This is a genomic window from Romboutsia faecis (genome assembly GCF_014323405.1).
Classification (GTDB): Bacteria; Bacillota; Clostridia; order Peptostreptococcales; family Peptostreptococcaceae; genus Romboutsia_E; species Romboutsia_E faecis.
The window spans coordinates 478,076-500,524 of the sequence record NZ_JACRWE010000001.1; the positions used below are offsets into that span (position 1 = coordinate 478,076).

A 22,449-nucleotide genomic window follows, 5' to 3' on the forward strand; every position below is an offset into this window, starting at 1 on the left:
TTATAGATTATCTGCTATAGCCATCATTGTATTTTCTAAATTTAAAATTCCATATCCTTGAGATGGATTCGGATAAGTATAAATATCTTTTTTGGTTGCTCCACGCATTAAGTAAGTTTTTAATACCTTTGTAAATAAAGCTCTTCTAGAATAGTCACCTTGTTGTGATAAGTACTCCATTATAACTGCTAACACTCCACATACTAAAGATGAGCTAACACCTGTACCCGTTGAAGTATTATAACTTTGATTTATAAATGGTGAAATTATATCAACACCTGGAGCCACTATATCTGGCTTTATAAGACGACCTTTAATTGGACCTTTAGATGATCCTATCCACATGCTATTTGTTTTATCATTATATGCACCTATTGTTATTACATTTTCTGTTGCAGCATATAAAGTTATTGTTGAAAATGAGTTCGGGTCTAGAAATCTCGTATTGACAGGTATAAGATTTTGATTAGGTAAGTAAATATCATACTCTCCTGTAGTTATAATCTCAGGAAATAGTCTAAGCGTCCATATACCAGGTTTTATATCATCTATCCTAATTGTAATCTCCTCATTTCCAGAAAATAACCATGGATAAATAAGTCTCATTTCATAATATGCATTTTCTAAATTAAACCTTCCTCTATATATACTATCATCTGGTGCATACGTTATTTGATAACTAATTTCTCCTGAAGGAGATATAACTAATGCCCCCACTCTTCCTGGTCCATTTGGAGATATATTTATTTCTAATGATTTTTGTTCGCCAACTTCTAAAATAACATCTTGTTGAGTTTCATCATCTTGAAAAATACCTTCATAATGAATATCTGTATTCCCTTCATTACCAGCTCCACTTACTACTACAACTCCACTACTATCTAAATAGTCAAATGTATCTAATAAATTTGTTAATAATGCCGATACCGACCTCTCAGCAACAGTTAAATTTATTACTGTAAATTTATTTTCTCTTTGAGATATATCAATTACATATTTCATTGCGGCTAGGAAATCTGTATTTAAATAGTTTATCCTTCCTTCTTGATAAAATCCTTCATACTGTCTTAGTTTAACAACAACCAACTCACTATTAATTGCTACACCCTTATATAACGAATTTAAGCTACCATTTCCAGAAGATATACCAGCTGCTATAGTTCCAGTTCCTATATTATCCATACTTAAACTAGAATCGCCATTTGAAATAGCTTCATTTATTTCTCCTCTTGTAAATTCACTTCCAAATATCATCCCTTCTGGTGGTGAATTTATATCACTTTCTTGATCCCAAAGTGATATTATCTTACTAGTATTATCATTTTTTATAAAATCTGGATGTAAATAATCTATTCCAGAATCTATAATAGCAATTAATACACCTTCTCCACTAGCATTTATATACGGATTATTATATATATAATCTGTACCAGCAGCAACTGTTACATTTTCTCCTTGAGATACATTATTAGTTATATTTATTAAAGAGCTCATTGGCTTAGATATTTGCCACCATGATACTTCTGTTATTCTATTTAATAAAGTTTCATTAAAATTTTGATCTACATATATAACTGCAAGTACATCGTTAAGTATTATATATCTATTTATTGCATTTCTACTTAATGCTGATGATATATCACCTTGATAGATTATAGTATATGATTTTTCCATACCCCACCCCCTATCTAAACTGATCAAAAACATTCCTTATATTTAAAACTCCATATCCATAGCTATTATTTGGATATTGTATATTATTTTCTCTTATTGCTCCTGCTCTAAAGTATGTTCGTGTCTTTTGAACAAAGGCCTTATTAGGATAATTATTCTCAGCTATTATATATTGATAAAATAAGGCGACACATCCTGATGTATATGAAGCTGATGCTGCTGTACCTGTAATAGTTGCATACCCACCTCCTGGATATGGAGCTATTATATTTACTCCTGGAGCTACTATATCAGGTTTTAAAATTCCATTTATTGTTGGTCCTCTAGATGAACTTTGCCATAAACTCCTATTTATAGAATTGTATGCACCTACTACTATCTGATCTTCATATTGAGCTGGATATGTTACTGTACTATTTGGGTTTGGATTTCTAAATCTTGTTCCAGAATTCAAAAATTCTCTATTTGGCAAGTATGCATTATAAACTCCATTTGTTATATATTCTCCTGTAAGTCTTATTTTCCATATACCTCTTTTTACGTTATATAAGTTTATAATTGATTGTTGCTGCCCAGAATAAGTTGTTGGATATATATATGTTATATTATATCTTGTTCCTTCTAAGTCAAATACTCCACCTATTTGGCCATATTCAGATATCTCCCCCTTTTTACTTTCTTCTCCGGTTGGTGAAATTACAGATACAAGTGCAGTATCAGGTCTATTTATCCATACATCAATTATTAATTGTTCCTCTTCATCTTCTATTTCTAGTTCAATCTCTTGTATGTCACCATTAAATTCAATTATACCACTTGTATGGGTTTGAGTATTTCCTTCATTACCTGCTGCGGTTACCAGACATAACCCTCTTGAAAAAAAAGCTTCTGTAGTTAAAGTTCTACTTGATACCCCTACAAGACTTGTAGATCCTAAACCAACATTAACAACTAAAGGAATATTTTCTTCAAATGCTTTTTTGTAAGCGTATGAGTATGCTACATTAGCCATAGCATTATTATAATATCCATTAATTGTTGCCATCTTAATTACTATTAAATCACTATCTTCAGCAACACCAGCGTACTCTCTATTTACATTTCCACGACCTGCACAAATTCCTGCTACCATAGTTCCATTTCCAATTTCATCGGTAGATAGACTATTATCATTATTGGCTATAGCTTCATTTATTTGTTCTCTTGTATATTCTGTTCCTATATAGTAACCTTTAGGTGGATTTCCTTCTTTAGTTTGATCCCATAAATATAGTATTTTTGAGGTTCCATCTTCATAAATAAAATCTGGGTGCAAATAATCAATACCAGTACTTATTATTGCAATTGCAACTCCTCTTCCTGTTAAAGATATATTGGGATTATTTTTGAAAAAATTTACACCTATTTCTTCATTAGCATTTACACCCCCTGTAGTACCTTGAGTAATATCACCCAGTAAACTATATCTAATATTAGGATCTACTCTAATTACAGATGATAATGCTAATATCTGCGGAACTAAATTAAAATTAGATTCTGTAACAAATAAAATTCCATAATCATCGCTTAATTTTAAAAAATCATAGTTTGGTACAATTTCTGATAGTTGAGATTCAAATTCAGGTTCATGAAGTAAGTTGATACCAGACCTAAAAATCCCTTCTTGTTGGCGCATCATTTTTATTTTAGGTCTTAATTTATTTTCTTTTCTTTTCCTACATCTTCTCTTTCTATACTGGTATTCTAAGTTATTATTAATATCAGCTAGTTCATCTAACTCAAGTGTTGATAAATTTAAAAATCCATATCCTCTTAATCCATTTGGATATGTCAAGTTTTGAGTTCTCCTTGCAGATTTTAGAAGAATAGCTTTTAACTTTGCTGAATATAAAAACAAATCATTTCCATTAACGATTCCCCATTGATGAAATAGTGAACATACACCTGTTACATGAGGTGTTGCCATACTAGTTCCACTCAAAGCACCTACATTTCCACCTGGAAGATAAGATAATATATCTTCCCCAGGAGCTAATATATCTGGCTTAAATACACATTCTTCAAAGTCTCCCTCTCCTGAAAATACAGAAACTATATCCGTTCTAGAATTATAACTCCCTACAGTTATTACTCTCGATGCAGTTCCTGGAACTGTCACAGTAAGCTCAGTTGTAGGCTCTAGAAACCTAGTATCTGGATTTAATCCTTCCGAAGTAGGTAAATATATATTTATATTACCATCAACTATATTTATAGGTTGAAATACAATTTTCCATATTCCAGGAGTTATAGAACTACTTGTAGTTAACTGAAATGTTACTCTTCTTGATAATGAGTATGGTGCAATTGGATAAAAATATCCTTTTATTCTTGTGCTTCCTATAGAATTTCTTATTTCTCCTGAGGTTAGTGATATAGATTGAGTTTGCTGATTTGATGGATTTACTAAAAATACATTAAAATTATCTGAAAAGTTAGGCCATATATTTATATTCAATATTCTCTCATCTTCTCCAACTACAAATTCAACCTCTTCTTCTATATTCGTTAACTTAATATGTTTATGGCCTCCCTTGTTTCTATTATTCCCTGCTGCTACTACTATATTATTTTTCCAATATATGCACATATCATCTATATATTGTTCAAATAAAGATAATCCTCTATGAGAACCTTCATTACTTCCATAACTTATATTTATTGATACAGGCATATTAAGTTCTAATGATCTATCAAGTATAAACTTTATAGCTCTCATAAATTCTGTACTTCTAGAAAAAGTATCCGTAGTTCTTGTTCCTACTCTGACTACAATCATATTTGCTTCATTTGCTATAGATGCACATGTGCCTGCTACATGAGTCCCGTGAGTACTTGTAGATGAAATGGGAACATTACCTTGATTATTAATAGCATTATTAATATCTTCATTTGTGTATAAAGTTCCTTCATAAAATCCTTCTGGAGGATTACCTGGTATAGATTGATCCCAATAATATAATATTTTTGAATTTCCATTCGAGTCTTTAAATACAGGTAGAGTATAATCTATTCCAGAATCTATAATCCCAAGTATAGTTCCTTTACCTGTTAAATTGCTTCTATTTTTAAAATTAGTAATTCCTGTACTAGAGAAACTTTGAGTATCTTGTGTTTGAAGTATAAAAGGCTTTTCTACATATTCGATTTGTGGATACTGCAATAATCTATCTATAGGTTCTGGTGTAGATGAAGTTATTATTGCATAATTTGAATTTAATATTTCTACATTAACACCAAGTTCTGTTTCAAGTTTCATTATATCTCCACTGTATTTTACAATAACTTCATACTCATCTATAATAATCACCTCCTAACAGCTTTTATGTATAAAGCTTCTATTAATATATATATTTTTTTAATCATATTATATTCTATAAGCTTTAATTAATCATAGAATTAACTTATTTTATAATAAAAAAGAGCTTTCTCAAAATGGTTAATTAACCATTTTGAGAAAGCTTCTTAAATTTCATTTCTTATCTTTAGAAATAACTTTGCAGTTGCAAGTGTATCACTATCAGCTCTATGAGCATTTTTATTTTCTATATTATAATATGCACATGCAGTTTCTAACTTTTTGTTTTTACCTTTATAGGATTTATTTTTCTTTAATAATTCCAGTGTGCAAATATGATTTTCTATTGGATCTAAGTTTAGTTCTTTTAAGTAATAATTTAAAAACTTTAAATCAAACTTAGCGTTATGAGCTATTATAGTTCTATCTCCGATGTATTTTCTAAATCTAGGTAATACATCTTCTATATAATCTTCATTCTCAACCATTTCGTTACTTATATTAGTTATCTCTGTTATAAAAGTTGGTATATTTTTTTTAGGCTTAACAAATCTTGAGTAGTTCTTTACTATTTTACCATTACTAATTTCTGTTATTCCTATTTCTATAATTTCACAACCTTTATAAGGATCTAATCCTGTAGTTTCTAAATCTACAACTACATATTCTTCCATACGATTTCTCCTTAATTTTAAAATAAATATATATTTATATTATATTTATTTTTGAACTTAATCAATAACTAATTCTTAGAAGTAATTTAAAGGATTAGTATGTTGTCCATTTACTCTCACTTCAAAGTGTGAATGTGGACCTGTAGATCGTCCTGTTGAACCTACTTTAGCTATAACTTGTCCCTTTTTGACTTTTTGACCTACTGAAACATTTAATGAACTATTATGAGCATATAAAGTTACTACTCCATTTCCATGGTTTATCATAACTGTATTACCATAGCTACCTTGAACACCCGAATATATCACAGTACCATCATCAAATGAAGTTACTGGCGTTCCCTTTGGTGCTGGTATATCTAAACCTGTATGGAATTTCTTAGTACCTAAAATTGGATGAATTCTCCATCCATAACTTGAGCTATTTCCACTATATCCCGGTACTGGCCATGATCCATTAGTAATTACTGCATTAGATGAACTTCCACCAGATGATCCATTTTGATTATTTGCAGTAGACTCTTCCTTTGCTTTAGCAGCAGCCTCTTCTTTTGCTATAATATCTGCAATTTTTGATTCTAAATCATCTTCTTCTTTTATTAATTCTGCTTTTAAACTTTCAATTGTTTCTTTATCTGATTCCAATTTACTGTTATCGGATTCTAATGAAGCTTTTAAATTTTCTTGCTCTTTTGTTTTATCCTCTAGAGACTTTTTCTTTTCTTCTACAATTGCCTTATTATCTTCTAACTCTTTTAATAAATCTCTATCTTGCTCTATTACTTCCTTAACCATATATAAATTATTAAAGAAATCTGATAAAGAAGTACTACTTAGTATAACTTTTATATATCCCATAGAGTAATTATTATCAATAACTTTTAATCTTTGTCCTAGTGCTTCTTCATTATCTTTTATCTTATTTAATAAATCTTCTATTTCTTTTTTTGCTTCTTCAGTTTCTAAATTTAGCTTTGCTATTTTATCTTCTGTAGATTTTATATTTGATTCAATCTCTTTTATTTGAGAATCTAAATTCTTTATTTTTTGACCTAATTCTTCTTGCTCTTCTCTATTTTTAGATAATTTACTATTTATACTAGATTTTGATTCTTCTGCATATACAGAACTCGTAGTCGCTACACTAGTATTAACTAAAATTGAACCAACTGCTATTAATGAAACTATTTTTTTCATTCAATCGTCCCCCAAATTCTATATTTTAAACTTTTAAGTGTTTTCTAACAGACATTATACTTCCTAAAACACCTATCGTAATTCCTGTAATGAATAAAACTAATATTAAAGATGTTGATATATTAGTAAGTGGAACAACAACACTTCCCATCATATTAGATAAAGCTCCATTGATTTTTTCAACTATATATCCATATGTACCTGTACATATACCTACAGATAAAACAGCTCCTACTAATCCTATAATAAAACCTTCTACTATAAATGGTCCTACTACAAAACTATTGCTTGCTCCTACATACTTTATTATCTCAATCTCTTCTTTTTTGCTAAATACTCTACTCTTTATCGTATTTGATATTATTACTAAACAAATTAGAAGTAAACCTAATATCAATATCCCACCAAACTTTTTAACCATATTAGATAAATTTAAAAAGTTCTGTATTATATCTTGATGATATTTAACTTCAACTACATTATCAACTTCTTGAAGTTTTTCAACTATACTATTCATATTTTCTGAATTAACTAGAGTTACTGTATAACTATCATCTAATGGATTTTTTATTCCTTCCAATAGATGTCCATCTTCACCCCAGTTTTCTTTCATTGATTCAAAAGACTCTTCTTTTGACTTGTATTCAATAGTTTTTATTCCTTCTATTTTTTCTAAAGCTTCTTCAACTTGAGTTCTTTGACTTTCATCTAAGTTTTCTGAAACAATAACCTTAATTTCATTTATTTGATCTTTTGTTACTTCAATAAATTGATTTATATTTATAACAATAGTTAGTATTAAACCTAATATTATTAATGCTGCTGTCACCGATATCGTTGATATAAGACTCATAGTTTTATTTTTTCTTATTCCATTTATTCCTTGCTTTAAGTTGTAAAGAAAATTAGACAATAACTTCATACTGATCCCTCTTTGTATCTTTTATTATTTTTCCGGCATCTATAGCTACAATTCTTTTGTTATATTGTTTTAATATTTCCATATCATGTGTAGCCATAACAATAGTAACACCTTCCTCATTTATGCTTTCTAACAAGTCCACAATTTTTCTAGAGTTTTCTATATCTAGATTACCTGTACATTCATCCGCAATTATCACTGATGGCTTATTAACTATTGCTCTCGCTATACCAACCCTCTGACATTCTCCTCCTGATAATTCATCAGGATACTTATTGCATTTATGGTATATACCTACTTTTTGTAATACTTCCATTACTCTAGTTTTTATATCTTTAGGATTTTCTCCTATTACTCTCATTGCAAGCTCGACATTTTCATAAACAGTTTTGTCTTTTAATAATTTAAAATCTTGAAAAACTATTCCTATATTTCTTCTATATGTATGTAACTTATTAACCTTAATGTTAGTTATATCATTTCCTAACACAGATACACTTCCCTTGGAAGCTCTCTCTTCTCTTGTTATTAATTTAAGTAACGTAGATTTACCTGCACCTGAACGGCCAACCAAAAATACAAACTCTCCTTTGTCGATTTTTAAGTTTATATTTTTTAATGTTTTATTTCCATCAGGATACATTTTATCTACACAAGTAAACTTAATCATCCTATCACTCCATTTTTTCCTATTTTTTAATCCGATTTTTTCTTTTCTATGTAATTATAACATTTTTTGTAACTTTATTGTAACCTTCTTATATATTATCTAAAAATTCGACTTTAGTCAAATCTTAATAATTAATTTTATCTAAATTCACTATTATTTAACAAAAAAATGGACTTATCTAAAATATATTTATTTTAGATAAGTCCATTTTTTAATATTTTATTTTTTTAATTGCCTTTTCCTCTTTTAAATATATAAGTCCATTTCCCTGAACTGCCCTAGAGTAGTTTAAAGTTTTTGTATGTTTAATTAATTGAGCATATAATTCTTCTTCTGTTAAGTTTCTTTGAAATTCTTCTTTTGACCAATTCTTTAAAAGTGCTAAGCTTCCACTTACATAAGGAGTAGCCATACTAGTTCCACTAAGACTAGCATAACTATTATTTGGATATGTTGACAGTATCTCTACACCAGGAGCTACTACATCTATAACAAGGTTTGCATTACTAAAATATGCCAAGTTTCCTCTTTTATCCACTGCTCCTACAGATATAACGTCTACATATGCAGCTGGATATGAATATTGAAAATCTTCTGCATTTCCATCTCCTTCATTTCCAGCTGCACAAACAACTAATATATTTTTATTTATAGCTTCTTTTACAGCTCTTTCTAATTTTTCATTATTAACTGACATTCCTAGTGACATTGATATTATATCTACTTTTTTTTCTACAGCGTAATTAATTGCATTAATTACCCAACTAAGCTTTCCTGTACCACTTCTATTTATAGCCTTCAAAACGTAGATATTTGCCCCAGGTGCCACTCCTACTATACCATTTTCTCCATTTGCTGCAATAATTCCAGTCACATGTGTTCCATGTCCAACCCTGTCTACTACAATATTAGGATTTTTATTATCTTCATCAGTAAAGTTTCTTACCCCTACTATACTATCTTTTAAATTTATATGTTCTATATCACAACCAGAGTCTATAATAGCTATATTTATTCCCTCTCCTTTTTGCGATACTTTCCAAAAACTTTTTGCCTGTATCATGTTGATTCCATATGGTGAACTCAAAGTAGTACCCCTTATTTCTTCATCTTTTATATACGGAATTAGACTTACATTTAAGTCCACTTCCTTTTCTTTATTTTTCATAATACCACTCCAAATTTTATATTCTAATTTAATTATATATATTTGAAGTATTTATTGTGATTTTATTATTAATTTCCTTTGATAGATAATCATAAATATTTTCAATTACATCAATTTCTTTTTCTTCGCTAATATCTACATTATATAAATACATATCATCTGAATCTTTGCACTTATAAATTCCTTCTTTTATGATGTTATTATTTATACATACTTCTAAATAAGAACCTGATTTAAAATAATAAGTCCCTATTTTATCTTTATTACCTTCAGTCCATTCTCCTATGTATTTATATAATCCACAGTCATATGTTCCTATTCCATATATTTTTCCATTTTTAAAATCTCCCTCATATATACTTCCATCTAAATATATATACTTTCCTACACCATTGAATAAGCCATCTTTAAATTCACCATAGTAAACTTCTCCACTTCTAAGCTTAAGCTTACCATTTCCCTTCTTAAAACCATATTTAAAATCTCCCTCATATATATCTCCATTTTCATTAGTATAGCATCCATAACCATGATATACGTTATTCTTAAATTCTCCTGTATATACACTTCCATTGCTATATTTATAAGTTCCTTTTCCATTGAATTTGTTATCTAGAAAACTTCCTTCATATATATCTCCGCATGTGCTTATAAATTTCCCATTTCCACTTTGCTTGTCATTTTCCCACATTCCAGAATACTTACTACCATCTCTATAATATAAATTACCTCTACCATTTCTTTTTCCATTTGAAAAATAACCTTTGTACACATCTTTATTAGCATAAGTATATGTTCCCATTCCATTCATAGTTCCACCTTTAAAATCTCCCATATACACAGAACCATCTATAAATATATATTTTCCCACTCCATTCATTAAATCATTTTTCCATAGCCCTTCATATTTTTCTTTATTTGAATAAATACAAATTCCAAATCCATTTTTCTTACCGTCTATTAATTCACCTTTATATATATCACCATTATCATATTTTAAAACACCTTCTCTATCTTTTTTATACTTTGCTTCATTAGATTTTATAGAATTTTTCTTAAATGTTTTTTCCATATTACTTATATTATTTGTAGACTTTTTGCCTAAATTTACACCCCTTGTATAGTTATACTTTCTTTTATCATGTTTTTTATTTGAAATATATTTTAAAAGTAAAAATACAATGTAAACTGAGGATAAACACGCAAATACTGATAGAACAGTAAATATATATTTCATAATATTGTTCACAGTAACACATCCCCCTTTATTAAACTCTCATAGTTATTTATATTTATAGATTTTATTCTTTATACGATAATTTTTGTTAATAAGTTCCTAAAAAATAAAGAAGGTGATTTCTGCAAATACAGAAATCACCTTCTTTATTTTTTAGGAACTATATCATTAATATTTTCAAATTTTAGGTCATCATCAAATAAATTGATTATAGTCTTTATTTCATTTTTATATTCATCTTTTGTAATTTTATAAAGCATTAAATCTTCTAATAAATCCTCCATATCTAAGCATGGATTTTCTAATATATAAAAATATCCCTCTTTTATATTAATTAGTTTCTCTATAGCTACTACTTTTTTACTAATATCTCTTAATATATCTATATTATTTATATCTATATCTTCCAAAGATATAATGTATTCTCTTACTACTTTTATTATTTCTAAAGATATAAAGTTTATATCATAGTTATCTTCATTTTTATAAAGACTATTCTTATATTTATCAAATTTTTCATCTAATTTTTCATCTATATTATTAAAAGGAGGCTTTATCATATCTTGTATTATTAATAAATTTCTTATACTTTCATTATCGTCTAATACTGTATCTAATAAAAACAAATTATAAGCATCATCTAATGGATCATGTACTTCTCCACTAAATTCTACATTTGCTATATTTAGTAGATTTTTTAATGATATATAATTCATACACCTAATTCCACAATCCAAATATTTATCTTTTATATCTACAAATAAATTTCTTATATTATTTAAAAATCTTGGATGCTTATTTTTTTGTGAACTTATTTTATCAATATTACTAAAGCATACTAAGTCTAGATTTCCAAATGTATATATCCCCTCTATTTCAGAAAAAGATCCTAACCAACATTTAAAATTTCTCATTACATCTTCATATGTAGGTGCTCTAAATAAATCTTCTGATGTTATTTTAGTTAAGTCTTCAATATGTGGATATACTTCCTTCGTTATTATAGGTTTTATTAATGATTTAAACTTTTCTATTTCACCCGTACGATCATCATATTTTACTGCACCAATAGCTATTATATCCGCATTTAACATATCCTTCTTACCCTTACTAGTTGGCATGTTCATTTCAAAGTCTATATATATTTTTTTCAATATAAACTCCCCTCTCTAAATGTGTCTATATACATTCTATCATTATATTGTAAAATAAAAAACCGTTGACTATACAATATTAGCCAACGATTTTTATTTTGTAACTACTCGTACTTTTCTAAAAAAGAATGCTTAATTCCATCTTGCTGCCAGCCTAAAACAGAGTCTATATTTACATTTTCAGCTGCTTTAAATATAGATTTTTCCACATCCTTAAAGTTTTCACCTAAGTTCTTTATAAGGTCTTTTATTTCATATCTCTTATTTCCAGTTTTCTTAGCCGCTACCATACAAGCACAGTTTAGAGGCCAAATCCCACTATTTTGGATAAATCTTATTATATGTTCTTCTCTTATATAGTAAAGAGGTCTTATTATTTGTATTCCATCAAAGTTCGTAGAATCTAACTTTGGTAACATTGTCTTAAAGTTACCTGCACATAGTAAGTTTAACATTGTAGTTTCAATAACATCATCATAATGATGTCCTAAAGCAAGCTTATTACATCCTAACTCTTCAGCTTTAGAATATAATGCTCCTCTTCTCATTCTTGCACACATATAACAAGGATAATCCTTTGCTATTTCATCTGCAATTTCAAATATTCTTGAATCAAATAAATGTATTGGTATATCTAAATATTCACAGTTATCTATAAGTAATTGTCTTATATCTTTGTGATACCCTGGATCCATTGCTATAAATTCAACTTCAAAGTTTACTTGACCATGTCTTTTTAGTTCTTGGAACATTTTCGCCATAAGAAGACTATCTTTTCCTCCCGAGATTGCAACACCTATCTTGTCACCCTCTTCTACTAAGTTATAATCTCTTATAGCTTTTATGAATTTAGACCATAAATGCTTTCTATATTTCTTTATTATACTTCTTTCTATATCTTTTAATGGTTGTCTTTCATCAAAAGGTACTATTATTTCACAACCTTTTCCTGCTAAATCACTCATTACATCACCTCATTCTTATGTGAACATGAAATTTATTTTATCATAAATTATATGAATAATTCAAGATGTAGCTTAAGTTATCACTGTGCAAAATTTAACTTTTTCTATATTACTCTAGATTATTTTATATTTATAAGTAGGTTATTTGTAACCTTTTTATTTTGTAAAAATATAATAATATTACATAGCCTAGCTATAGAAATTTACAAGGAGGTTTTTTCATCAATGGAAAAAAATGATAGAGGAGTTGTACAGAACTGTGGTTGCGAATTAGCTAGACCATATATTAATGATCAAGTTCTTACAAAGATGTATAATCTTTCAACTGCATTACAAAACGGAACTATATTTCCTGAACTATTCTTAATAGACTCTAACATGTACAATGCAGACTTATATAAAAATCCTAAAAACAGAGTTAGGGGGAAAAGATAATGAAACAATGTAGCAATAGAAGTGAATTATTGAGAAGAGTTCAAGAAACTGGTTTTGCATGTGTAGATATGAATTTATATCTGGATAATCATCCAGAAGATAAAAATGCTATAAATGTTTATAACTCATTAGTTAATGATTTTGCCCAAGCTAGATGTGCCTATGAAAGTAGATATGGGCCTTTAACTAATTTTGGATACGCACCAAGCCAATATCCTTGGCAATGGATTTGCCAACCTTGGCCATGGGACAGAGAATTTAATGCATAATTATTAAGGAGGAAATAAATTTATGTGGATATATCAAAAGACTTTAGAGTTCCCCGTTAACCTAAGATGTAAAGATTTAAACATGGCTAAGCTTATAATGACTCAATTAGGGGGACCAAATGGCGAGTTAGCTGCTGCTATAAGATATTTACAACAAAGATACACTATGCCTACAGGAAAATCTCGTGCACTTTTAACAGACATAGGTACAGAAGAAATGGCTCACGTTGAAATTATATCTAGTATGTTATATCAATTAACTGAAGATGCTACTCCAGAAGAATTAAAAAAAGCTGGACTTGGAACAAATTACGCTCAATTTGGTCACGGTCTTCAGCCAACTGACTCAAATGGAGTTCCTTGGACAGCAGCATATATAAATGTATTTGGTGATGCTGTTACTAATTTACATGAAGATATGGCAGCTGAACAAAAAGCACTAGCAACTTATTATCAACTTATAAATTTAACAGATAATGTAGATATAATAAATGTACTTCGTTTCTTAGGTGAAAGAGAAATAGTTCACTATCAAAGATTTGGAGAAGCATTGATGGATGTTTATGATTTTACAGAATGCAAAAAAGTATTTTAATTTTATAAAAATATAATAAAATTAATAAAAGGCTCTTCTATAATTAAATAGAAGTAGCCTTTTATTATATGTTAGATAAAACTCTAATTTTCATTTCCTCATTTAATCCCAAAAATGACGTTATTCCATCAACGTCAGCTATTGAAAAATATTGCATATAATCACTTAAAATTTTAACAGGTGCATATTCATTTCTATCTTGAAAATAATAACACAGATTTTGCATATACTTCAAATAGCATTTATTAATCTTAAGCTCAACATAAGGTAAATCTGTTTCAGTTCTAGAATTGTAAAATAGTTCTTTTAATCTCATGTAGGCACACTCTGAGTCTTTACTTAAGTGTAGATTGCTCAATCTTTCATCTAATGCTTTTTCTATATAAAAAAGAGCTGTTCTGTTTATAAGTAATTCTACATAAAAATTTTTTCGACTATATTTAAATTGATAAAAATCAGTTATAACAGTCATTTTATCGCTCCTTATATATTTATTTAACATTCTCAATCTTATATTATATATTATTTTCAATATGCCCTATTATTTATACATAATAAAATTTAAAATATTTGTATAAAAATAAAATATAGAGTCATGACTGACTCTATATTAATATTTTATATTATTCATTTATATAATTCTTATAATTTATTTAATTACATAAAAATAATCTATAACACTCTTCTTGCGTTTACAAAAGCTCCTTTGTAATAGCTGCTATTAAAGTCAGATATTACTACCTCACCTTTGCTTGAAGATGCATGTATAAACTTTCCATCTCCCATATAAATACCAACATGGCTTACAGCTCCATTATTTGATCCATTTGTATCAAAAAATACTAAATCACCTTTTTTTACATTACTTCTACTTACTGACGTCCCATACTTACTTTGATCTTTAGATACTCTAGGTAAAGTTACTCCAGCAGTTTGTTTGAATACATAATAAGTAAATCCTGAGCAATCAAAAGTACTAGGACCTTCTGCACCCCAAGAATATTTTTTACCTAATAACGTTTTTGCAAAACTTATTACTTTATCAGCTTTCGAACTTGATGATGAGTCATTTCCATTTGAGTTACTTGTTTTATTTGCTAAATATGAGCTAGATACATATCCTACTTTTCCATTGTAACTTATCTTTGACCATCCATTTGATTCCGAAATAACTCCAACTTCAGTTCCATAGCTAAGTGTTGCTATCTTTGAATAGCTTGTCCCCGGACCAGTTCTAAAGTTTAGTCCACTTGTATTTACTATTTTCTTATATTTAACAGCTTCAGTTGTATTACTTGATCCATTTTTGTTAGCTAAATAATCGCTAGAAACATATCCAGTTTTTCCGTTATAATTTATTTTTGACCATCCATTTGACTCTGATATTACTGAAACTTCGGTACCTTTTTTTATGCTTCCTATTATTGAGTATTTAGTTCCTGCCCCACTTCTAAAATTAAGACTTGTTGCTGTAACTACTTTTTTAGTTGTTGATGTTTGATTCGAGCCACTATATGTACCTACATAATCTCCATGTGCATAACCTGTTTTACCATTGAATTTTATTTTAACCCATTCACCGCTAATTCCTATATATTCAACCTTATCACCTTTATTTAATTTTCCCATAGAAGAGTAACTTGTGCTTGGTCCCGTTCTAAAGTTAACCGAATTTGCAGTTATAATTCTGTACTCAACTTCATCTGCATTAGATATAGAGCTACATAATGGTATAGCTACAGATGTTGCTATAACGCCTGATATTATATGTTTTTTGTTAATATTCATAATTATCGATTATAGTTATGTAAACTATAATCTTAATCAACTCCTCTCCCTATAAATAAGTATATCTACTACTTAAAAGGTTTGCTATTTTTCGCTTTTTATATAAATTAAAGCTTTTTTCTTAATAATATTATTACAAATATGTAACATAATGTCTATAAAAAACATCAGTTTCCAGTATTTTCTACGCATATTTCTAATTTAATTTAATAAGCATATTTAGAGGAATAATATTACATTCTATAGAATATAATGCAATGATTCATATAACTTTGTATTTGTAAGGGGGAATTTTCATGAATAATATTTACAGTAGTTTAAACTTATTACCTACACCTTGGATGAAAAAAAAATTAGAAACTATTTATGACAAAAAACTTAATGGAAATCTATTTTTAATATACAACGAATTAAAATCCACATATGAAATTAGCTGCAATCATTTAATTAAACTTCTAGATGATAATAATATCACTATTGATAGTACACATCCTATATATTTTTACTTTCCTCTAGAAGTTGATAATTTAATTAAGACTTTAATACTAACAATTAAATACTTAATCCCAAAAGATACATATATAATACTCGGTGGATTTATTGAAAATTACCCTAATCTAAATGAGTCAGATTGTGTCTATAATCTATACAATATTTATCCTGAGTTAAAAAATACTATTGATTTTTCTTATCTTATTGATAAGTCTAAAGAATTTGAAATATTTACTTCTTTATCTGACACACACAGAATCCATATTGATCCAGCATCTTCATGTACGGTATCTGGCCCAATGCTAGAACATAATTTAAATAAATTTAAAAACGCGACTCATGTTTCTTTTATTAAGTTACTTTCCGAAGAATCTTCTGATTTCGTTAACTATTATATAAAAGGATTAACAAATAAAAATAATAATTTTAATTTTAATTTCTAGACTGCCTTGCAGTCTTTTCTTTTTATATGATAATATAAATAGTATTTGAAAGGAGGTTTATATGAAGCTTATACTTGCAGAAAAACCATCTGTTGCTAAAACTATAGCTACCTTTTTAGGCGCAAAAACTAGGCATGATGGGTATTTTGAAGGAAATGATTATATAGTTACTTATGCCGTAGGTCACTTAGTCTCTTTATTCGATATGAGGGATTATGATAAAGATAGATATTCTGGTTCATGGAAAATGGATAATTTTCCATTCATACCTAGTGATAAGTTCAAATTTAAAGTGGATAGTTCAAAGAAAAAACAATTTGATACGGTAAAAAAACTTTTACATAGAGATGATATTGAATATGTAATAAATGCTACAGATAATGATAGAGAGGGTGAATTAATTTCATTCTTAATCTTTTTATTAGCAAAAAATAAAAAACCAGTTAAAAGAATTTTGGTAAATGAATGGACTCCAGAAGATATAACTAGAGGTCTTAATAATTTAAAAGATAATTCAGAAATGTTAAATTTACAAGCAGCAGGATATACTAGACTTCTTACAGATTGGCTAATAGGTATTAATTTTACATCAGTTGCCACTCTGAAATACGGTAATGGAAAACTACTTAATATAGGACGTGTAATTCTACCAACTGTAAAATTAGTTTATGATAGGGATATGGAGATTTCCAACTTCATACCTAAAAATTACTTTGAAATAGAAGGTAACTTTGAAAGTGATAATGGTAAGTATAAAGGTAAATATATTAAAGGTAAAGAAAGTAAGTTTGATACTATAGAAGATGCTAACAAAATTATTGATAGTATTACTTCTAATAAAGGAACAGTAATAGATAAAAAAGTTACTACATCTAAAGAATATGCTCCTAAACTATTTAGTTTAACATCTCTTCAAGGATTTATAACTTCTAAGTATTCAAATTTCACTTCTGATAAAGTTTTAAGTGTATGTCAATCACTTTATGAAGGAAAAGGTAAAGGTGGGTATATAACTTATCCTAGAACAGATTCTATTTACTTAGAAGAAAGTCTAGTTCCAAAAGTATCACAAACTTTAGAGAAGATAAAAGTAGGCCTTCCATATGAAAATAAGATTTCATTTACTAAAAGTAAAAGAATATTCGACTCTTCTAAAGTTGATAGCCATAGTGCCATTATACCTACATATATAATACCTAATAACCTTAGTTCTGATGAGCAAATTGTTTATAATGCTATAAAAGATAGGTTTATTGCAAACTTTATGCCTCCAGCAGAATATGAGAACACAGAAATTAAAACCGATTTAGATAAGCATATATTCCTAACTAAAGGTAAGGTCTTAAAGGTTAAAGGTTATTTAGAAGTGTATAATAAAGAAGAAAAAGATGACTTACTACCTATGGTTAATAAACTAGAAACTGTAGATATTTTAGATATAAAAGCTTTATCTAAGCAAACTACTCCTCCTAAGCCATATACAGAGGATACTTTACTTAAAGCTATGAAAAATTGTGGTAAAAATGTATCAGAAGAAGATACTACAGTTCTATCTGGCTATTCAATAGGTACATCTGCAACTCGTGCTGATGTCTTAAAAAAAATCAGCCAAGTTGGATATGTTAAGAAGAAAGGTAAATCCTATGCTATAACAGATTTAGGTAAAAACTTAGTTGAAATATTCCCTGTAAAAGATTTATTCGACGTTGACTATACAGGAAAACTAGAAAAAAGTTTAAGTGATATTCAAAAAGGACAGTTCACTAGAAAAGAATATTTAACAAATATCATGAACTTTATATATCAAAATGTAAATTTAATAAAAAGAGATAGTAATAAAAATATAAGTACAGAAGTGTATACTTATAACTCTAAAACAAAAAAATATGTTAAAGAATCTTCTAAAACAAAAAAATCTAGTTTGTCTGATGAAAAATCAAAATTAAAGTCAGATAAAAATGACTCTTTAGGAAAATGCCCTGTATGTCAAAATGACGTAATAGAATCAGATAAAGGGTTCTTATGCACAAATTATAATAATTGTAAATTTGGAATTTGGAAAAACGATAAATACTTAGAGTATTATAAAAAGAAACCAAATAAAACAATGGTCAAAAGTATACTAAAAAATGGAGAAGCAAAGGTTAAATCATTAACATCCAAACAAGGCAAAAAATTCGATGCTTTACTTAAATATAATAAAAAAAATAATGGCTACTGGGGATGGACTATAGAATTAGAACCTGATACTTCTACTTCAAAATAAATTTAATAAACATAAATAAAGGTGTGATAATTAAATTTTCACACCTTTATTTATAATAGAGTAATTGTAAATAAAGTATTACTCTTTATCATCATAAAAAACTTCATCTATTTTATTTCTAGCTAGTCTCATTAATTCATTTAATTTATATCCTTTTAATTTACACCCACACTTAGGACAATACTCTAACTTCTTAGAAACTAAAGCCCTACAATTTGGCTCTGGACATCTTATTTTTGAATTAACTTCTGATACATTAAGACCACATCTAGGGCAAATTGTACCAGGTCTTGATGATACCTCTTTTCCACATCTAGGACATTTAACCATTACCTATCCCCCCATAAAATTCTCTTTCTGCCTCCATAATAACGTCCAAAATATACTCATAAAAAATACTCCTTTATTAATCTATGCAGATAAAACTCAATAAGTTTCAACTACAATATAATAAAGGAGATTTTTCTCTTATATCTGTATTACTCTTTATTCATCATTACTATCTAGCATTTTTTATAGATGCTTGAGCTGCAGCTAATCTTGCAATAGGCACTCTAAATGGTGAACACGACACATAATCAAGCCCCATCCTATAGCAAAATTCTACTGATGATGGCTCTCCACCATGTTCTCCACATATACCTAACTTAATATTAGGTTTAACTTCTTTACTTAGTCTAGTTGCCATCATGATTAATTTTCCTACACCATTTTGATCTAATACTTGAAAAGGATCTTTCTCTAATATATCTTTATCCATATACTGTCCTAAAAATTTACCTGCATCATCTCTTGAATATCCAAAAGTCATTTGAGTTAGATCATTAGTACCAAAACTAAAGAAGTCAGCTTCCTTAGCTATCTCATCAGCTGTTAAGCAAGCTCTAGGTATTTCAATCATAGTTCCTACTGTATAATCTATTTTTAATCCTTCTTCTTTCATAGTATTTTCTACAGTTTCTATTACTAATTCTCTTATATTCTTAAGTTCTTTTACTTCTCCTACTAAAGGTATCATAATTTCTGGTGATACTTTAACGCTCTCTTTAGCAATCTTTATTGCAGCTTGTATTATAGCCTTCGCTTGCATTTGATAAATTTCAGGATAAGTAATTGCAAGTCTACATCCTCTATGCCCTAGCATTGGATTAAATTCTTCTAAATCTGAAATTCTTTTCTTTATATCATTTATTTCTATATTCATACTTTTTGCAAGCTCTTCTATTATTTCATCATCACTTGGTAAAAATTCATGTAATGGTGGATCTAACAATCTTATATTTACAGGTCTTTCTTCCATTACTTCAAATATTTTTACAAAATCTTCTCTTTGCATAAGTAATAACTTTTCTAAGGATACCAGTCTTTGTGATTTTGTATTAGATAGGATCATTTCTCTTACAACTGGTATCCTATCCTCTTCAAAGAACATATGCTCAGTTCTACATAAACCAATTCCTTCAGCTCCAAATTTAACGGCTATTGCTGCATCTCTAGGATTATCTGCATTTGTTCTAACATTCATATCTCTATATTCATCTATCCAATTCATTAACTCTTTGAAGTTTCCACTTAACTCTGCACTAGTTTTATCAATTTTTCCCAAGTAAACGAATCCTGTAGCACCGTCTATAGAGATATATTCACCTTCTTTTATTAGAGTATCATCAATAGTTCTAATTTCTTTATTATGTTCATCAACTTTTATTTCACTACATCCTGCAACACAACATTTTCCCATCCCCCTAGCAACAACTGCTGCATGAGAAGTCATTCCACCTCTCGCTGTTAATATTCCTTGAGATAAAACCATACCTTCTATATCCTCAGGAGATGTTTCTAGCCTTACTAATATAACATCTTCACCATTTTTTGCAGCATCTACTGCTTTTTCCGTATTAAAATATACTCTACCGCAAGCTGCACCTGGTGATGCTGGTAGTCCCTTTGCTATTATATTAGCTTCCTTTAAAGATTTTTCCTCAAAAGTCGGATGTAAAAGCTGGTCCAATTGATTTGGCTCTATTCTCATAATAGCTTCTTTTTTATCTATAATATCATCAGCAACTAAATCTACAGCTATATTTATAGCTGCTTTTGCTGTTCTTTTTCCATTTCTAGTTTGTAATATATAAAGCTTCTCTTTTTCTATTGTAAATTCAATATCTTGCATATCTTTATAATGATTTTCAAGTATATTTGTTATTTCTATAAATTTATCATATACATCTGGCATTATATCTTTAAGAGTTGATATATCTTCAGGTGTTCTTATACCTGCAACAACATCTTCTCCTTGAGCATTCATTAAAAACTCTCCAAATAGTTTATTTTCTCCTGTTGAAGGGTTTCTTGTAAATGCAACTCCTGTTCCACTAGTTTGTCCCATATTTCCAAATACCATCGACTGTATATTTACTGCCGTTCCTAGATTATTTGGTATATCATTTAACTTTCTATAGGTTATTGCACGAGGATTGTTCCAAGATTTAAATACCGCTTCAATAGCAAGCATTAATTGTTTTTTAGGGTTTTGTGGGAATTCTGACTTAACTTCCCTTTTATATATTATTTTGAATTGCTCTACTATATTTTTTAAGTCTTCTACTGTTAATTCAGTATCAAACTTGTATCCATTTTCCTCTTTTATTTTATCTAATACATTTTCAAATTTATATTTTTGAACCCCCATAGCTACATCTGAAAACATTTGAATAAATCTTCTATAGCTATCATAAGCGAATCTTTCATTTTTAGTGTTATTGGCTAATGCAACTACGCTTATATCATTTAATCCTAAATTTAATATAGTATCCATCATACCTGGCATTGAAAATACTGATCCAGATCGAACTGATATTAATAAAGGTTCTTTTTCATCTCCAAGTTTCTTTTCTAAGTTATTTTCAAGTTTTTGAAGATGTAATTCAATTTCTTCTATAATATTATGAGTTATCGACTCATTATTTTCATAATAATCATTACAAGCTTCTGTTGTTATTGTAAAGCCAGGAGGTACAGGAAGGCCTATTTTAGTCATTTCTGCTAAATTAGCACCTTTACCTCCAAGTAAGGACTTCATTTCCTTATTTCCTTCATCAAAACTATAAATATATTTAGTATTCATTAAATATCCCCCATTTACATTCTAATTTTATAACTA

The 22,449-nt window shown here is 28.5% G+C and carries 19 protein-coding genes; 5 read left to right on the plus strand and 14 right to left on the minus strand.

The genetic code is table 11. The annotated features are described in order from the left end of the window. The 10 genes from cspC to H8923_RS02350 form a co-directional block, all read right to left on the minus strand. Positions 1 to 1,674 (minus strand): bile acid germinant receptor pseudoprotease CspC, encoded by a 1,674-nt coding sequence (gene cspC, locus H8923_RS02305; RefSeq protein WP_153925526.1) that lies wholly within the window; start codon positions 1,672 to 1,674, stop codon positions 1 to 3. Positions 1,675 to 1,684: 10 nt separating this feature from the next. Then, complete coding sequence (gene cspBA, locus H8923_RS02310; RefSeq protein WP_317982799.1) at positions 1,685 to 5,023, minus strand: bifunctional germination protease/germinant receptor pseudoprotease CspBA; 3,339 nt, start codon at positions 5,021 to 5,023, stop codon at positions 1,685 to 1,687. Positions 5,024 to 5,178: 155 nt separating this feature from the next. Further along, positions 5,179 to 5,685 carry a 3'-5' exonuclease gene (locus H8923_RS02315; RefSeq protein WP_153925532.1) on the minus strand — a complete coding sequence of 169 codons (507 nt, stop codon included), beginning with the start codon at positions 5,683 to 5,685 and terminating at the stop codon, positions 5,179 to 5,181. A gap of 75 nt (positions 5,686 to 5,760) precedes the next feature. Beyond that, entirely contained in the window at positions 5,761 to 6,882 is a 1,122-nt protein-coding gene (locus tag H8923_RS02320) for a murein hydrolase activator EnvC family protein (RefSeq protein WP_153925535.1), read from the minus strand. Positions 6,883 to 6,907: 25 nt separating this feature from the next. Next, a complete protein-coding gene (ftsX, locus tag H8923_RS02325; RefSeq protein ID WP_153925538.1) occupies positions 6,908 to 7,804 on the minus strand; it encodes a permease-like cell division protein FtsX in 897 nt (298 codons plus the stop codon). Then, positions 7,788 to 8,474 carry a cell division ATP-binding protein FtsE gene (gene ftsE, locus H8923_RS02330; protein ID WP_153925541.1) on the minus strand — a complete coding sequence of 229 codons (687 nt, stop codon included), beginning with the start codon at positions 8,472 to 8,474 and terminating at the stop codon, positions 7,788 to 7,790. The genes ftsX and ftsE overlap by 17 nt, the downstream gene beginning before the upstream one ends. A gap of 211 nt (positions 8,475 to 8,685) precedes the next feature. After that, positions 8,686 to 9,642 (minus strand): S8 family peptidase, encoded by a 957-nt coding sequence (locus H8923_RS02335; protein ID WP_153925544.1) that lies wholly within the window; start codon positions 9,640 to 9,642, stop codon positions 8,686 to 8,688. A gap of 28 nt (positions 9,643 to 9,670) precedes the next feature. Continuing rightward, positions 9,671 to 10,891, minus strand: coding sequence for an MORN repeat-containing protein (locus tag H8923_RS02340; protein ID WP_153925547.1), 1,221 nt, complete (start codon positions 10,889 to 10,891; stop codon positions 9,671 to 9,673). A 134-nt stretch (positions 10,892 to 11,025) separates the two neighbouring features. Continuing rightward, the gene (locus tag H8923_RS02345; RefSeq protein WP_153925549.1) at positions 11,026 to 12,033 is read right to left on the minus strand and encodes a 3'-5' exonuclease; all 1,008 of its coding nucleotides are present in this window, start codon (positions 12,031 to 12,033) and stop codon (positions 11,026 to 11,028) included. 104 nt (positions 12,034 to 12,137) lie between these two features. Then, entirely contained in the window at positions 12,138 to 12,998 is an 861-nt protein-coding gene (locus H8923_RS02350; RefSeq protein ID WP_153925551.1) for a tRNA 2-thiocytidine biosynthesis TtcA family protein, read from the minus strand. A 225-nt stretch (positions 12,999 to 13,223) separates the two neighbouring features. Between H8923_RS02350 and H8923_RS02355 the strand changes: the two genes are divergently transcribed. From H8923_RS02355 to H8923_RS02365, 3 genes are read left to right on the plus strand one after another with little or no spacing between them, the layout of a single operon-like run. Continuing rightward, a complete protein-coding gene (locus H8923_RS02355) occupies positions 13,224 to 13,433 on the plus strand; it encodes a spore coat associated protein CotJA (RefSeq protein WP_153925553.1) in 210 nt (69 codons plus the stop codon). After that, positions 13,433 to 13,702, plus strand: coding sequence for a spore coat protein CotJB (locus H8923_RS02360; protein WP_153925555.1), 270 nt, complete (start codon positions 13,433 to 13,435; stop codon positions 13,700 to 13,702). Before H8923_RS02355 ends, H8923_RS02360 begins: the two co-directional genes overlap by 1 nt. A gap of 22 nt (positions 13,703 to 13,724) precedes the next feature. Then, entirely contained in the window at positions 13,725 to 14,297 is a 573-nt protein-coding gene (locus tag H8923_RS02365) for a manganese catalase family protein (RefSeq protein WP_153925557.1), read from the plus strand. Between the two features lie 64 nt (positions 14,298 to 14,361). Here H8923_RS02365 and H8923_RS02370 read toward each other — a convergent pair whose 3' ends face one another. Beyond that, the gene (locus H8923_RS02370; RefSeq protein WP_153925559.1) at positions 14,362 to 14,769 is read right to left on the minus strand and encodes a hypothetical protein; all 408 of its coding nucleotides are present in this window, start codon (positions 14,767 to 14,769) and stop codon (positions 14,362 to 14,364) included. Positions 14,770 to 14,969: 200 nt separating this feature from the next. Continuing rightward, positions 14,970 to 16,085, minus strand: coding sequence for a C40 family peptidase (locus tag H8923_RS02375; protein ID WP_153925561.1), 1,116 nt, complete (start codon positions 16,083 to 16,085; stop codon positions 14,970 to 14,972). A 296-nt stretch (positions 16,086 to 16,381) separates the two neighbouring features. Here H8923_RS02375 and H8923_RS02380 point away from each other — a divergent pair, with 296 nt between their 5' ends. Then, on the plus strand, positions 16,382 to 17,020 hold the full coding sequence (locus tag H8923_RS02380) for a hypothetical protein (RefSeq protein WP_153925563.1): 639 nt from the start codon (positions 16,382 to 16,384) through the stop codon (positions 17,018 to 17,020). A 61-nt stretch (positions 17,021 to 17,081) separates the two neighbouring features. Continuing rightward, positions 17,082 to 19,286: a type IA DNA topoisomerase gene (locus tag H8923_RS02385; protein ID WP_153925565.1), complete on the plus strand. Its 2,205-nt coding sequence runs from the start codon at positions 17,082 to 17,084 to the stop codon at positions 19,284 to 19,286. Between the two features lie 78 nt (positions 19,287 to 19,364). Here H8923_RS02385 and H8923_RS02390 read toward each other — a convergent pair whose 3' ends face one another. Together H8923_RS02390 and ppdK are read right to left on the minus strand one after the other, a co-directional pair. Next, positions 19,365 to 19,616: a zinc ribbon domain-containing protein gene (locus tag H8923_RS02390; RefSeq protein WP_153925567.1), complete on the minus strand. Its 252-nt coding sequence runs from the start codon at positions 19,614 to 19,616 to the stop codon at positions 19,365 to 19,367. A 169-nt stretch (positions 19,617 to 19,785) separates the two neighbouring features. Further along, positions 19,786 to 22,413: a pyruvate, phosphate dikinase gene (ppdK, locus tag H8923_RS02395; RefSeq protein ID WP_153925569.1), complete on the minus strand. Its 2,628-nt coding sequence runs from the start codon at positions 22,411 to 22,413 to the stop codon at positions 19,786 to 19,788. Positions 22,414 to 22,449 lie beyond the last annotated feature (36 nt).